This is a genomic window from Streptomyces sp. NPDC050564 (genome assembly GCF_044457265.1).
In the GTDB taxonomy this organism is placed as follows: domain Bacteria; phylum Actinomycetota; class Actinomycetes; order Streptomycetales; family Streptomycetaceae; genus Streptomyces.
The window spans coordinates 674,408-685,544 of record NZ_JBITGS010000001.1; the positions used below are offsets into that span (position 1 = coordinate 674,408).

At 69.4% G+C, this 11,137-nt stretch carries 14 protein-coding genes and 1 riboswitch; of the genes, 5 read left to right on the plus strand and 9 right to left on the minus strand.

From position 1 onward, the window contains the following. Positions 1-193 precede the first annotated feature (193 nt). Positions 194-664 (plus strand): single-stranded DNA-binding protein, encoded by a 471-nt coding sequence (locus tag ACIBK0_RS02940; protein WP_399074863.1) that lies wholly within the window; start codon positions 194-196, stop codon positions 662-664. 259 nt (positions 665-923) lie between these two features. Then, on the plus strand, positions 924-2,333 hold the full coding sequence (locus ACIBK0_RS02945; protein ID WP_399074865.1) for a Cys-Gln thioester bond-forming surface protein: 1,410 nt from the start codon (positions 924-926) through the stop codon (positions 2,331-2,333). A 128-nt stretch (positions 2,334-2,461) separates the two neighbouring features. Here ACIBK0_RS02945 and ACIBK0_RS02950 read toward each other — a convergent pair whose 3' ends face one another. After that, complete coding sequence (locus tag ACIBK0_RS02950; RefSeq protein ID WP_399074867.1) at positions 2,462-2,821, minus strand: winged helix-turn-helix domain-containing protein; 360 nt, start codon at positions 2,819-2,821, stop codon at positions 2,462-2,464. 80 nt (positions 2,822-2,901) lie between these two features. After that, positions 2,902-3,105: riboswitch (cobalamin riboswitch) on the plus strand. A 27-nt stretch (positions 3,106-3,132) separates the two neighbouring features. Between ACIBK0_RS02950 and ACIBK0_RS02955 the strand changes: the two genes are divergently transcribed. After that, a complete protein-coding gene (locus ACIBK0_RS02955; protein ID WP_399074869.1) occupies positions 3,133-4,233 on the plus strand; it encodes a HoxN/HupN/NixA family nickel/cobalt transporter in 1,101 nt (366 codons plus the stop codon). Positions 4,234-4,290: 57 nt separating this feature from the next. Here the strand turns inward: ACIBK0_RS02955 and ACIBK0_RS02960 are convergent, their stop codons facing one another. After that, positions 4,291-5,037, minus strand: a complete 747-nt coding sequence (locus tag ACIBK0_RS02960) for a YcnI family protein (RefSeq protein ID WP_399074871.1) — start codon at positions 5,035-5,037, stop codon at positions 4,291-4,293. A 30-nt stretch (positions 5,038-5,067) separates the two neighbouring features. After that, positions 5,068-5,655: a hypothetical protein gene (locus ACIBK0_RS02965; RefSeq protein ID WP_399074873.1), complete on the minus strand. Its 588-nt coding sequence runs from the start codon at positions 5,653-5,655 to the stop codon at positions 5,068-5,070. 128 nt (positions 5,656-5,783) lie between these two features. Between ACIBK0_RS02965 and ACIBK0_RS02970 the strand changes: the two genes are divergently transcribed. Next, positions 5,784-6,743: a D-2-hydroxyacid dehydrogenase family protein gene (locus ACIBK0_RS02970; protein ID WP_399074875.1), complete on the plus strand. Its 960-nt coding sequence runs from the start codon at positions 5,784-5,786 to the stop codon at positions 6,741-6,743. A gap of 201 nt (positions 6,744-6,944) precedes the next feature. On the opposite strand, the gene ACIBK0_RS02975 is transcribed toward ACIBK0_RS02970, so the two are convergent. Next, positions 6,945-7,496 carry a DUF2087 domain-containing protein gene (locus ACIBK0_RS02975; protein ID WP_399074877.1) on the minus strand — a complete coding sequence of 184 codons (552 nt, stop codon included), beginning with the start codon at positions 7,494-7,496 and terminating at the stop codon, positions 6,945-6,947. Positions 7,497-7,689: 193 nt separating this feature from the next. Here ACIBK0_RS02975 and ACIBK0_RS02980 point away from each other — a divergent pair, with 193 nt between their 5' ends. Further along, the gene (locus tag ACIBK0_RS02980) at positions 7,690-7,926 is read left to right on the plus strand and encodes a chaplin (RefSeq protein ID WP_399074879.1); all 237 of its coding nucleotides are present in this window, start codon (positions 7,690-7,692) and stop codon (positions 7,924-7,926) included. Positions 7,927-8,340: 414 nt separating this feature from the next. Here the strand turns inward: ACIBK0_RS02980 and ACIBK0_RS02985 are convergent, their stop codons facing one another. The 5 genes from ACIBK0_RS02985 to ACIBK0_RS03005 form a co-directional block, all read right to left on the minus strand. Then, entirely contained in the window at positions 8,341-8,853 is a 513-nt protein-coding gene (locus tag ACIBK0_RS02985) for a hypothetical protein (RefSeq protein WP_399074881.1), read from the minus strand. A gap of 135 nt (positions 8,854-8,988) precedes the next feature. Beyond that, on the minus strand, positions 8,989-9,612 hold the full coding sequence (locus ACIBK0_RS02990; protein ID WP_399074883.1) for a vitamin K epoxide reductase family protein: 624 nt from the start codon (positions 9,610-9,612) through the stop codon (positions 8,989-8,991). Continuing rightward, positions 9,612-10,112 carry a DUF5949 family protein gene (locus ACIBK0_RS02995; protein ID WP_399074885.1) on the minus strand — a complete coding sequence of 167 codons (501 nt, stop codon included), beginning with the start codon at positions 10,110-10,112 and terminating at the stop codon, positions 9,612-9,614. The genes ACIBK0_RS02990 and ACIBK0_RS02995 overlap by 1 nt, the downstream gene beginning before the upstream one ends. A 158-nt stretch (positions 10,113-10,270) precedes the next feature. Next, positions 10,271-10,510, minus strand: coding sequence for a chaplin (locus ACIBK0_RS03000; protein WP_399074887.1), 240 nt, complete (start codon positions 10,508-10,510; stop codon positions 10,271-10,273). Positions 10,511-10,596: 86 nt separating this feature from the next. Beyond that, complete coding sequence (locus tag ACIBK0_RS03005) at positions 10,597-10,899, minus strand: hypothetical protein (RefSeq protein ID WP_399074889.1); 303 nt, start codon at positions 10,897-10,899, stop codon at positions 10,597-10,599. Positions 10,900-11,137 lie beyond the last annotated feature (238 nt).

Below are 11,137 nucleotides of genomic sequence, written 5' to 3' on the forward strand. Positions count from 1 at the left end.
CGCAGTTGTATGCCCACACCCCCATCGGGTGACGCGGTTTTCCACAACCGGCCGGTAACCCACAGCGCTCAGCGGGCTCGGCCCGGCGAAGGCAGTCTGAACTCGCGGCGATCGCAGCGCATGCGGTCGCCGCGAGAGACGCGAGAGACACAACAAACGCGACAGACGCATTCGTACGGGAGAGGGGTTCGGGATGAACGAGACGATGGTGTGCGTGGTGGGGAACGTCGCGACGCAGCCGGTGTACCGGGAGCTGCCGACGGGAGCCTCGACGAGGTTTCGGCTGGCCGTGACGTCGCGCTACTGGGATCGCGAGAAGAACGAGTGGACCGACGGACACACCAACTTCTTCACGGTGTGGGCCAGGAGGGCTCTCGCGACGAACGCGGGGGCCTCGTTGTCGGTGGGCGATCCGGTTGTCGTGCACGGCCGGCTGAAGGTACGCACGGAAACGCGCGACGGCCAGAGCTGGACCTCGGCGGACGTCGACGCGGCCGCGATCGGACACGACCTCTCGCGAGGCACGTCCGCCTTCCGACGAGCGTCCAAGGGGGACATGGGATCGGCTCCGACACCTCAGCCGGAGCCCAGTTGGGAAACGGAGCCACAGGCCGACCTCGAGGCCCCGCCTCAACAGCAGCCCGAGCCCGTCGGAGTGACGTGATGTCAGCAACGCACACACCCTGACCGAACTGCGGCTTATCGACAAATGTACCGCGAACAGTCCTCATGGATTTGTCGATAAGCGCAGCTCACAGCCGTGCGAGCGATAACGATTCCGAGTCGGATCGGTTATCGGACGACATGTCTGGGGAGCGTGGTGCGCCGCCTCTTTAGGATGCCGGACATAGCTCTCGGGGCTTCTGATTCTGCTGGCGGGACCGTCCCCCCATGTCAACGGGTCCTGCACGAAGGGGAATTCTGTGCTTTCTTCGCTGTCTGCGTTGTCCGCGCGCAGGCGAGGGGCCGCCCGCCTCGCCGCCGCGACGTTGGTGTCGGGGCTCGTCGCCGCGGGGGCGATCGCCTCCGCCGGTACGGCCGTTGCCGACGAGACGCCGCAGAGCCTGGGCGGTGCGACCGCCACCATTGGTGACCTGAAGACCTACGGGTCCGCGGTCATCCATGACAACGGCGAGGACGAGTGGGTGTCCGCGGGGTTGTTCGAGATGTCCGTCGACAACGGCGGCATGCTGCAGACCTACTGCATCGACATCCATAACCCGACGCAGCGGGATGCCAAGTACCAGGAGACCCCCTGGAGCGGCACGTCGCTGAACGGCAACAAGGACGCGGGCAAGATCCGCTGGATCCTGCAGAACTCCTACCCGCAGGTGAACGACCTCGCGGCGCTCGCCGAGAAGGCCGGCGTCGCCGGCCTCACCGAGAAGGACGCGGCGGCCGGCACCCAGGTGGCCATCTGGCGGTACTCGGACGGCGCCGACGTGGACGCGGTGAACCCGCAGGCGGAGAAGCTGGCGGACTATCTGCACAAAAGCGCGCGGAATCTGCCGGAGCCCAAGGCCTCCTTGGCCCTCGACCCCGCCGCGGTCTCCGGTCACGCCGGTGGGAAGCTCGGCCCGGTCACGGTGCACACCAACGCGGACAGTGTGACGGTGACGCCGCCCTCGGACGCCACCGCCGGCGGGGTGAAAATCGTCGACAAGAACGGCAAGGCGATCACCTCCGCGGTCGACGGCAGCCGGCTCTACTTCGACGTGCCGAAGGACGCCGCGGACGGTGCGGCCTCGCTGACCGTGCAGGCGTCCACCACCGTGCCGGTCGGTCGCGCCTTCACCTCGGAGACCCGCAGCCAGACACAGATCCTCGCGGGCTCCAGCGAGTCGACGGTCTCCGCGTCGGCGACCGCGAACTGGGCCGAGAAGGGCGCGATACCGGCCCTGTCCGCCAAGAAGAACTGCGCCAAGGGCGGCGTGGACATCACGGCGGCCAATGAGGGCGACGAGGCGTTCACCTTCGAGCTGATGGGGATCGAGCACACCATCGAGGCGGCCACGTCCCGGACGGTGACCATCCCGCTGCAGGAGGACCAGGCCTACGACTTCACGATCAACGGTCCGAACGGCTTCTCGAAGCGGTTCAAGGGCGTTCTCGACTGCAAGACCCAGGGCAGTACGAGCGACATCTCGACCCAGACGGTCAGTGAGCCGAGCCCGGCGACGGTGGGCGGCACCTCCACCGGGGGCACCGACCTCGCCGAGACCGGCGGTTCCAGCACGACCCCGATCATCGCGGGCATAGCGATCGCCCTCGTGGTGATCGGCGGCGGGGCGGTTGTCTTCGTCCGCAAGAAGCAGACACGGGTCCAGGACTGAACAACACAGAACCTTGGCAACTCAACAGTGAGTGACCGCACCACGGTGACTCCGTGAGCCCGCGGCCCCGGCAAGCCCCCCAGGCATCCGGGGCCGCACCCGTTCCGGGCTCCGCCGGCCGGGGCGGCTCACCCCTTGTCGGACGCGCAGTGTTCGAGGAGTTCGGCGGTCGGGCCGTCGGTCACTCGGTAGCGCACGACCCGCCCGTCCTTGTCGCCCTCGACCACCCCGGCGGTACGGAGCAGACGCAGGGCCTGGGAGACGGCGGGGTCGTTCATGCCGGTCGCGATGGCGAGGTCGGAGACGGCGAGGGGGCCGGCCCGGTGCAGGGCCAGCAGAAGGGCGAGGCGACGCGGGTCGGCAAGGAGCGAGAAGCGGTCGGCCCAGGTGCGCACGTGCCCGGGCTCACCGATGGCGGCGATGGCGTCGCAGACCCGGTGGCCGTCGATGGTCCGGCGGTCGGCGCGCTCGGCGGGGACGAGGTGCATGAGGTCATCTTCGCAGGCGACCCCATGTGATCTTCAATACCTGCGTAGGTGTGCAGCTGTGCAGGGGAGCCCGTCCGACCCTAGGGTTGGTGGGCCGTGGTGTTCGGGAAGACCGGTGACGGCCCCTCAGGGGCCCAGGCCGGAGCGGCCCTCGCCACTGTGATCGGGGGGAGTTCCCGTCCCGTGCCGCCCTCTGGCGGCGCCACTGGCAGCAAGGCCGGGAAGGTAGGGGCGGGCACGTGCACCCGTAAGCCAGGAGACCGGCCACGGCATCTCACGAACTGATCCACGAGGTGCTGGAGCGTGACCGTATGACCCTGCCCGCGCAGTCGTCCCCCGCCACCGGGTTCCGGTGGCGCCGCGAGGACACCGTCCGAACCGCTGTACTCCTGGCCGTGATCGCGGCGTTGCACATCGTCGCGTTCGGCATCCTGTTCCTGCTCGTCGTGCCGGAGCACTACGAGGTCGGATCCAAGGCGTTCGGCATCGGCCTCGGCGTGACCGCCTACACCCTGGGCATGCGGCATGCCTTCGACGCGGACCACATCGCCGCTATCGACAACACCACTCGCAAACTGATGGCCGACGGGAAGCGACCGGTTTCGGTGGGCTTCTGGTTCGCGCTCGGGCACTCCAGCGTGGTGGTCCTGCTCGCCGCGCTCATCGCCGGAGGCACCCAACTGGCCGGGCGCATCATGAACGAGGACTCCAGCACGCACCAGGTGCTCGGCGTCATGGGTACCACGGTCTCCGGGTCCTTCCTCTACCTGATCGCCGCCCTCAACCTCGTCGCGCTGATCGGCATCCTGCGTGTCTTCCGGGCGATGCGGGCGGGGACGTACAACGAGGAGGAACTCGAACAGCACCTGGATTCCCGGGGGTTCATGAACCGCATCCTCGGCCGCTTCACGAAGTCCATCACGCGGCCGGGGCAGATGTTCCCGCTGGGCTTTCTCTTCGGGCTCGGCTTCGACACCGCCACCGAGGTCACGCTGATGGTGATGGCGGGCAGCGGCGCGGCGGCCGGACTGCCCTGGTACGCCATCCTGTGCCTGCCGCTGCTGTTCGCGGCGGGGATGAGCCTGTTCGACACGCTGGACGGCACGTTCATGAACTTCGCCTACCAGTGGGCCTTCTCCAACCCGGTGCGCAAGGTCTTCTACAACCTCACCATCACCGGCCTGTCCATCGCGGTGGCCTTCTTCATCGGCACGATCGAGCTGGTGGGCGTGCTGCACGACAAACTCGACCTGCGCGACGACGTGACCGGCTGGATAGCGGGGCTCGACATGGACAACGTCGGGTACATCATCGTCGGCCTGTTCGTGGTCGTCTGGGCCGCGGCGGTGGCGTACTGGCGACTGGCCAAGGTCGAGCAGCGGTGGGCGGTCCGCCCCGCCGACGGGAGTTGAGAGCGGCGGGGCGGCAGCCGCCCATCGACTGGGTGGCAGCCGCCCCCGTTTCCCCGGCTAGGAGCGGGCGCTGCGGCCTCGCGCGAGGGCGAATCCGGCCGCGGCCAGGCCGAGCACGCCCACGATCAGGCCGGCGATGCCGAGGCCGCGTGCGGTCGAGTCACTGCTCTTGCTGCTCGCGGTCGAGCTCTTGGCATCCGATCCCGAACTCGACGACGAGGCCGCACCGGAAGTTTCCCCGGAGGAATCCTCCCCCGTGTCCTTGGCCGTCAGCGTGAGCACCGGCGCCGGGTTCTCCGGCTCCTCGCCGCCCTTCGGTGTCTCCTCGATCCACCGGACGACATTGCCGTCCGAATAGGTCTGCAGCGTCTTGAACTCCAGCTGATCCGTGTCGTCGGGAAGTTGGCCGAAGGCGACGTTGAAGTCCTGGAACTCGCCGTGGCGGATCCGACCGCCGGTCCAGGTGATCTCGGAGACGGCATCGGTGATCGTGCCGTCGTCGGTCTTGATGGGCGTCTTGAGCTTGGTGGTCGTCACCTTCGCGGTCCAGCCGGACTGCGGAGTGACCAGGACACCCAGGACCGGGTGGTCGGTGGGCAGGAAGACCTGCACCTTCGTGGTGCTGGCGGTGTCCTCCTCGTTGGGGACGCGGAAGGTCAGCACGCCGTCCGTGGCGCCCTTGGCGTAGCTCTCGGGGTGGACCGTCACATGCGCGAAGGCCGCGCCCGCGGCCGTCAGGACTCCGGCCGTGGTGAGGGCGGCTACGAAGCCGGCTCGGCGCAGGGTGGTGCTTGTCGGGGACATCAGGGGAACTCCGTACTGGTGTGGATGCGGTCAGGGCGTGTACGCGAGCCCGGCCGGCGGTCCCCGACGGGAGACGGCGTGCCGCAGCAGCACCTGCCGCGGCGGCCATGTCTCCAAGGCGTTCCGGCGTACGACGTCCTGGTGTGCCCGTACGGGACACGGTCCCGTCCCCACCCGCCACCACGCCGCGAGCCCCGGCACGAGCGCCACGGCCCACCGCAGCAGGGACCACAACGCGGCCTCGCCGCGCCGCAGCCACCAGGTCGCGAGCAGGGCGGCGGTCACATGCGCGGCCGTGGCGTGGGGCGTCAGGGCGTGTGCGTGGGCGTGCATCATGTGCGCCCCGTGCATGTTCATCGCCATACGCGGGCGGGCAGCCTCGAACCCGAGGTGGAGTCCGGCCTGCGCGGCCAGCATTCCGCCACCGATGCCGAGCAGCGACCGCTCCCGGCCGCCCAGCAGAAAGCCGCCCGCGAAGACGGCGAGGACCCCAGCACCGTCCGCCCTCAGCGGCGGCCCCTCCCCTGTCGCCAGCCCGTGGCCGCCGGCGGCCAGCAGCACGCACAGCACGGCGAACACCGCCGCGCGCAAGCTCCGTACTGCCAGGGACGCACTCATGGAGCCCAGATACTGCCACGGGGGGCGAGCGGCCGCCGCCGCTTCTCCCGGAGCCGACTCGTCCCCGTCGGCCCAAGTGCGCTTTCCCGGCTCGGGTAGGGTCCGACTGAGCGTGGGAGGGACCTGACATGCAACTTCGCTGTGCCGTGCTGGACGACTTTCAGGACGTGGCGGCCGAGATGGCGGACTGGTCGGAGATCGCGGACGAGGTGGAGGTCGTCAGCTTCGGTGACCACTTCACGGACGAAGTCACTCTGGCCGACGCGCTCGCGGACTTCGACATCGTCGTCACCCTCCGCGAGCGGGTGCCCTTCCCTGCCTCGCTGCTGGCCCGACTCCCGCGGCTGAGGCTGCTGATCGCCTCCGGAATGCGCAACACGGTGATCGACTACGCGGCCGCCGAGGCGCACGACGTCACCGTGTGCGGCACCCCGAGTTCCTCGACGCCTCCGGTCGAGCTGACCTGGGCGCTGCTGCTCGGCCTCGCGCGGGGCATCGTCAGGGAGAGCAACGCGCTGCGGACGGGTGGCCCCTGGCAGAGCACCGTCGGCGCCGATCTGCACGGCCGCCGGCTCGGTCTGCTCGGCCTCGGGAAGATCGGTGGCAGGGTGGCACAGGTCGGCCTCGCCTTCGGCATGCGGGTCTGCGCGTGGAGTCAGAACCTCACCAAGGAGCGCGCCGAGGAGATGGGGGTGGAACTGGCCGCCTCCAAGGAGGAGTTGCTCGCGGGCAGCGACTTCGTCTCCGTCCACCTCGGGCTCGGAGACCGCACCAAGGGCCTGATCGGCGCCGCCGAGCTGGCCCTCCTCAAGCCGACCGCCTACCTCGTCAACACCTCGCGGGCGGCGATCGTCGACCAGGACGCGCTGCTCGCCGCGCTGCACGGCGGCCGGATCGCCGGAGCGGGCGTCGACGTGTTCGACATCGAGCCGCTCCCCGCCGACCACCCGATGCGCTCGGCCCCGCGCCTGCTGGCCACCCCGCACCTCGGCTATGTGTCGCGGGCCAACTACGAGACGTACTACAGCGCGGCGGTCGAGGACATCCAGGCCTTCCTGGCGGGCACGCCCATACGCCGCCTCGGCTGAGCACCCGGGCATCCTGTTCGCCACCTCGGCAGACCAACCCGCGCATCCCGTTCGCCACCTCGACCGAGCGGTCGGCCGTCCCCTGCGCCACCTCGACCGAGCGGTCGGCGTCCGCTCCGCCACCTCGACCGAGCGGGTGGGTGCCCCATCCGCCACCTCAACTGAGGGGCCTGGCACCCCGTCCGCACCGCACGCTCCCGTTCACGCCTCCGCGGGCCGCCAGTAGACGCCGTACTGCCGACGCAGATGATGCAGGTCCACCAGGTATCGCCGTAGCGTCACATGGTCGGTCGGCGCGTCTTCGCACCAGGCGCGCAGCTTCTCGTTGACGGTGCGCTCCGGGTACTCGACGCCCGGTTCGAAGGTCCGCTCGGCGATGTACCGGAGCACGACCAACTTGCGCTCCCACTGGGCGGGCAGCCGCACCAGGCGCCCGTCGCGCACGAAGGTCCCCAGCACCGCCTCGGTCCGCTCGACCCCGGAGCCGTAGCTCTCGACGGGCTGCGGTGCCTGTACGGAACGCGCGAGGTCCCGGAAGCGACCGTAGGCGACGCCCAGTCCTCCCTCGCCCTCCGTGATCACTCCCTGGTCCTGCAGCCGCCGCAGCGCCACGGTCGCGTCCTTCGGAGACAGCCCCGCCTTCTCTATGACCTTCGCAGGAGTGTCCGCGCCCAGAGCCACCGCGGCGAAGGCCCGGACCCGGGCCTCCTTGGCGAACAGTCCGATCACACGGGTCAGTTGGTCGGTCGGCATGCCTGGCAGGCTAGTTGAGGGCATGCCGTCGGCCGAAGTGAATTTCCGCCCGGGATACGGCAGGCGGATGGAATGGCCTGTTCGGAAAGGGTGATCCCCAGATGAACGCCGTGACCAGGTGTGGGTGGGTGCGTTGAAGGAGGAGTGCGGTCGCGCCCGTGCAGCCGCACTTATCGAGTCAAAGGAGAACGTGATGTCTCGCATCGCGAAGGCTGCCGCTGTCGCTCTTGGCACGGGTGCCGTGGTGCTCAGCGGGGCCGGCCTGGCCATGGCGGACGCCGGCGCTCAGGGCCAGGCCGTCAACTCGCCCGGTGTCGCTTCGGGCAATGTCGTTCAGGTCCCGATCAACGTGCCGGTCAACGTGTGCGGGAACACCGTCAACGTCATCGGCCTGCTGAACCCGGCCTTCGGCAACACCTGCGTGAACTAGGGCCACGAGGACAACGGCGGCTTCGGCTACGGCAACTGACGCCAGACACGCGCATCGGCGAGGCCCTCGGCAGCATTCACTGCCGGGGGCCTCGCCGTAGCCGCGTCCAACGATCACGCCGCCGTGCGCGAACGCGGACGCACGCTCGCACCGCCCTACGCATACCGGTAAATCCCGCTGTGGTCCTCCAGCGCGTCCGGCGTCACGCCCCACAGCGGCATTTCCTCGTGCCGTGCGACGATCCGGCCGTGCTGCGAGCCGCCCGATCCCGGCGTCCGGGCTGGCAGACAGCGGGCGCCGATGGTTCTCTTCTCGGCGGATTCGGTCGGGTTCAGTGGCGTTGGCCCCCGGTGGCGTCGGCGGCGGTATCGGAAGCAGGCCCGGGCCCGACGCCGGGGCCGCCCCTGGGTGCCGCTACGCCCTGCTCCCCATCTCCAGGTTCGCCCCGGGCGTCGTCTTCAACAGCGGAGGGAGGACGGCGGCCTGAGGGACCCTCGGGAGGCCGAAGTTGTCGGCGCTCGGCGCGGTGAGCGGGGCGTCCGTGGACAGACCGGGGGTCAGCGTGCGTAGGTCGGCCGCGGGCGCGCCGACACCGAGGTGGTCGAAGCCGTCCCCGAGGATGTGCGGAAGGGGCGTGCGGGCGTCCGCCCCGGGCAGTCCCCCGGTGACGGGCAGCTGGGGCAACGCGTGCTCGGGGATCAGCCGACCCTCGACGTACCGAGGCCCTTCCGGCGCGCCCGGCATGGGCACCGGCAGTTCCCCGGCGATCTTGGGCACCTGCACGTTGAGGGCGTTCTCCACACCGTTGAGCGGTACGGGGACGGGGACCGTCTCGGCCGCGACGGCAGGGGCCTCGGCGGCGGCACCCAACGCTGCCGCGACGCCGGTCAGGACGGCGGCAAGTGTTCCTCGTGTGGTCGGCTTCATCTCAGGTACGGTCCCTTTCGGAATTCGGGTGGCTCAGCGTCCGTACCGCGTAACGATGCTGAGAACGCCATCAGTTCAAGATTCCCCCGACGGGCCCAATAGGCAGCTCGTCCATATATTCCGCCGGGTCGACAATCAGCTGGTCCAGAAGTCCCACCAGCGGGTCAGGATCAGCATCCCGATGATGCCGATGTGCAACAACGGAAGCACCCAGGCGAATTCCCCGAGGAATCCCTTCAACCAGCCCGGAGCGGGCAGGAATCCATGCCCTACGTTGAACGACGTCACGTACCAGAACATGATGATCGTGGCGACCCACGCCAGGCAGCACCACAGGCACAGCGCGTTGATGCGGTAGAGCGACTGGAACTGCAGCCACGTGCAGAATCCGACGCCGAAGAGCGTGCCCACGTTGAAGGTCAGCCAGTACCAGCGCGGGAAGGCGGCGCGGGCGAGCAGGCTCATGCCGACGCACATGACGATGCCGTACGCCACCAGGCCCAGCATGGGGTTGGGGAACCCGAACGCCGAGGCCTGCTCGCTCTTCATGATGTTGCCGCAGGAGACGACCGGGTTCAGGCTGCACCCGGGCACGAAGTTCGGGTTCTCCAGCAGCTTGAACTTGTCGATCGTGATGACCCACGCGGCAAGGAGACCGGCCGCACCGGTGATCACCAGCAGCAGGGCGAACGCGCGGCTGCTGCCCGCGGTCCGCACGGCCGCACCGCCGCCCGTCACCTGTCCCGCAGCGGCTGTCATCAGCTGCGCAGGCTGCGCGCGGGCAGCAGCACGTGCGCCGCGCTGAGCAGGGTCTCCTCGTCACCCGCGAATGCGGCCAGGCTCTCCGGCGCGACGGGCTTGCCGGGCGCGGCGTCGGGCCAGGCGCGGGTGGCGAACAGGAAGTAGGCGTAGCCGCGTTCGCCGACCGCGGCGAGCCACTCCGGCGGTGCGACGCACTGGGCGTGGAGGTACGACGGCATGGTGACGACGGCCTGGCCCGCCTCCACGAGGAGGGTGAGCGGCAGGCTCGGATGCCGGGAACCGTCGACGAGCCTGTCGCCGATGGGCAGACCGTTGTCGCTCAGCAGCTGCTTGATGGCGGCCGAAGTGCCCTCCGGGCCGACCTCGCTGTCGCCCAGGGAGTAGGCCAGGAGATAGGGCATGTCGCCGTCGGGCACTTCACCGCTGAAGGCCATGACGGCGAGCGTGCCGAGATCGGCGGCCCGGAAAGGGCGCGTTTCGCTTGAGGTTGAGGTCACCGCGGAACCTTATCGACGCGCCCGAACGGGCCCGGCCGTTCCTTCACCCACCCGGGCGATGACCCGGCAACCGACCACACGAACGAGGGAGGCCTTTCGAAAAACGGGGAAGGGCCGACTCCGTGGGGTGTGGAGTCGGCCCTTTTCGCGCTAGTACGTCAGCCGTTGGCGCAGGCGTTCCCGGAGGTTGGGTTCAGCAAGCCGATGACGTTGAGCGTGTTGCCACAGACGTTGACCGGTACGTGCACGGGGACCTGAATGACGTTGCCGGAGGCGACGCCCGGGGAATTGAGCGCGGCGCCCTCGGCACCGGAGTCGGCGAAGGCGCTGCCCGAGGCGGCACCCGCGGCCATTCCGGCGGCGGCGAAAATCAGAGCGGCCTTCTTTGCGGTGTTCATCGTCAGCCCTTTCCTTGGAGATTTGCTCCAAAGCCTAGAGAGATGCCCGCAGGCCTTGCGGAAAGACACGCGATGAAATGAGCCGGCTAGCTCTGAAGGGGAAGCCCGCCGAGGAGCTGCGCGGGCCCGGCTGCCGTGTTCAGCGCCTTGGCCGCGCCGTTCACGGTATGGAGCAGGGAGCTCTTGTTCTCGGTGTCCAGCCCGTTCGACTGGTGCTGCAGGGGCATCACGTCCTGCACGTTGAGCTCGCGCTGGCTGGTGACGGTCTCCAGGGCGCCGTTGAGGCTGGAGGGCGTGAGGTCGGAGGCCTCGGCGGCAAAGGCGGGCGCGGCGGCACCAGCGATGGCCATGGACCCGGCGACGACAGCGGCGGCCTTCAGGGACTTCATCGTGTTCCTTTCTTCGGCAACTCATGTCACCAGAGGGAATTCCTCTTTGCGCTGACTAACGAGCCCCGAACGCGACGGAAACCCTGCGTGCAGAAAATTCCTGCACCCCGCCCCGATTGAACGGCGTGTCGCATTCTCATACAAAACAGCCGTGGGGGGGGGGGGGGGGGGGGGGGGGGGGGGGGGGGGGGGGGGGGGGGGGGGGGGGGGCGGCCCCCGCCGGGGGGGGGGGGGGGCG

What these genes read in the sequence shown, in the direction of transcription:
- ACIBK0_RS02975 (WP_399074877.1), bottom strand. Translation starts at nt 7,496, where the DNA reads ATGCCGACCGACCAACTGACCCGTGTGATCGGACTGTTCGCCAAGGAG.
- ACIBK0_RS02955 (WP_399074869.1), top strand. Translation starts at nt 3,133, where the DNA reads ATGACCCTGCCCGCGCAGTCGTCCCCCGCCACCGGGTTCCGGTGGCGC.
- ACIBK0_RS03005 (WP_399074889.1), bottom strand. Translation starts at nt 10,899, where the DNA reads ATGAAGTCCCTGAAGGCCGCCGCTGTCGTCGCCGGGTCCATGGCCATC.
- ACIBK0_RS02985 (WP_399074881.1), bottom strand. Translation starts at nt 8,853, where the DNA reads ATGAAGCCGACCACACGAGGAACACTTGCCGCCGTCCTGACCGGCGTC.
- ACIBK0_RS02990 (WP_399074883.1), bottom strand. Translation starts at nt 9,612, where the DNA reads ATGACAGCCGCTGCGGGACAGGTGACGGGCGGCGGTGCGGCCGTGCGG.
- ACIBK0_RS02950 (WP_399074867.1), bottom strand. Translation starts at nt 2,821, where the DNA reads ATGCACCTCGTCCCCGCCGAGCGCGCCGACCGCCGGACCATCGACGGC.
- ACIBK0_RS02965 (WP_399074873.1), bottom strand. Translation starts at nt 5,655, where the DNA reads ATGAGTGCGTCCCTGGCAGTACGGAGCTTGCGCGCGGCGGTGTTCGCC.
- ACIBK0_RS03000 (WP_399074887.1), bottom strand. Translation starts at nt 10,510, where the DNA reads ATGAACACCGCAAAGAAGGCCGCTCTGATTTTCGCCGCCGCCGGAATG.
- ACIBK0_RS02940 (WP_399074863.1), top strand. Translation starts at nt 194, where the DNA reads ATGAACGAGACGATGGTGTGCGTGGTGGGGAACGTCGCGACGCAGCCG.
- ACIBK0_RS02960 (WP_399074871.1), bottom strand. Translation starts at nt 5,037, where the DNA reads ATGTCCCCGACAAGCACCACCCTGCGCCGAGCCGGCTTCGTAGCCGCC.
- ACIBK0_RS02970 (WP_399074875.1), top strand. Translation starts at nt 5,784, where the DNA reads ATGCAACTTCGCTGTGCCGTGCTGGACGACTTTCAGGACGTGGCGGCC.
- ACIBK0_RS02980 (WP_399074879.1), top strand. Translation starts at nt 7,690, where the DNA reads ATGTCTCGCATCGCGAAGGCTGCCGCTGTCGCTCTTGGCACGGGTGCC.